Consider the following 1,670-nt stretch of genomic DNA (forward strand, 5'->3'; position numbering starts at 1 on the left):
TTCCTGCAGCGCGCGGGCGGCGACGAAGCCGGGCAGCAGGCAGACGCCGAGCCCGGCCGCGGCGGCGGCGCAGGCGGCCTCGGGGAGGTTGACCTTGAGCGCCTCATCGAGATCGAGCAGCGTTTCGCCGCGTTCGCCGGCGAAGGCCCAGCCCTGCGGGCAGGACGGCGCGGCCACGTTCAGGCAGCGATGCCGCAGCAGGTCCTCCGGCGTGCGCGGCACGCCATGCCGTGCCAGGTATTCCGGCGCGGCACAGACCACGCTGAACACCTGGCCGAGATCGCGGGCGACCAGGGTCGAGTCCGGCAAGGTTCGGCCGAGGGTGATCAGCACGTCCAGGCCTTCCTCGAGCAGGGCCGGGGTGCCCTGGGCCAGCGTGAGGTCGACGGAGACGTCCGGATGGCCGTCCAGGTAGTCCACCAGTAGCGGCATCAGGTGCTCGAGGCCCAGTTCGGTCACCGCGTGGAGGCGCAGGCGACCACTGGCGTGGGACTGGCTGTCTTCGACGTCCGCCGCGGCGGCGGCGACCGTACGCAGGATCTGCTTGCAATGCTCGTAGTAGCGCAGACCGCTTTCCGTCACCACGACGCTGCGCGTATTGCGTTGCAGCAGGCGCGCCGAGAGCGCCTGTTCGAGCCCGGCGACCTGGCGCGAAACGGTCGCCGGAGAGGTGCCCAGCGCCTGGGCGGCCTGGGTGAAGCTGCCGTGCTCCACCACGCGGACGAAGGTCCGGATACCGTGCAGCAGGTCCATTTCCAACTCCTTCGCCGGTCCGCGCCCGGCGTCGTCTCAGCCCGACGCCGGGTCGGACGTTGGGCTCCAGCCGCCGCCCAGCGCCTTGTAGAGGTTGACCAGGGTCAGAGACACCGCTTCGTCGCTGGCGACCTGCTGTTCCTGGTTGTCCAGCAGTTGCCGCTGGCTGTCGAGCACGCTGAGGAAGTCCACCGCGCCGGCGCGGTATTGCTCGCGGGCGCTCTGCAGGGCGCGGCGGTTCTGCGCCACGGCTTCGCCGAGGCGCTCCTGGCGGCGCTGGTTGGCGGCGTAGTCGTGCATCGCGTCGTCGACTTCCTGCCAGGCACGCAGCACGGTGCGCTGGTAGTCGATGGCGGCTTCCTGCTGCTGTGCCTCGCGTAGCTCCAGGCGTCCGCGCAGGCGTCCGCCTTCGAAGATCGGCAGGCTGAACGCCGGGCCGATGGCGAACTGGCGATGGTCCCAGTCGCCCAGGCTGGACAGTTGCAGGGATTCGAAACCGAAGTTGCCGTTGAGCGTGATGCGCGGATAGAAGTCCGCCTTGGCCACGCCGATGCTGGCGGTAGCGGCGTGCAGGCGCGCTTCGGCACGACGGATGTCGGGGCGGCGCTGGGCCAGTTCGGACGGCACGCCGACCGGCACGCTGCCCGGCGGACGCGGAATCTCCCGCGCCGGGCCGAGTTCGGCGAGCAGGCTGCCGGGGCTGGCTCCGACCAGGTAGCCAAGGGCATTGACCAGGTGCGCCTGGTTCTTTTCCACCTCGGGCAGGCGTGCCTCCATGCTGGCCACCTGGGCCAGCGCCTGGGCTACCTCGAGGTCGGTGGCGACGCCGTTGGCCAGGCGCGTGCGGGTGAGTTCCAGGCTGCGCCGTGCGGTCTCGAGGTTGTCACGGATGATCGCCGCACGGCGCAGCCTGGAAC

2 protein-coding genes are annotated in these 1,670 nt (G+C 70.8%); both read right to left on the reverse strand.

Annotation, left to right across the window (positions count from 1 at the left end; all coding sequences use genetic code 11):
- A partial coding sequence (locus tag FFS27_RS32475; protein ID WP_136209758.1) for a LysR substrate-binding domain-containing protein occupies nucleotides 1-753 on the reverse strand: 753 nt, incomplete at its 3' end.
- A gap of 36 nt (nucleotides 754-789) precedes the next feature.
- On the reverse strand, nucleotides 790-1,670 hold an 881-nt coding region (locus tag FFS27_RS32480), incomplete at its 5' end, for an efflux transporter outer membrane subunit (RefSeq protein ID WP_137952541.1).

This window comes from Pseudomonas sp. 2VD (genome assembly GCF_005503585.1).
GTDB classification, from domain to species: Bacteria; Pseudomonadota; Gammaproteobacteria; order Pseudomonadales; family Pseudomonadaceae; genus Pseudomonas; species Pseudomonas aeruginosa.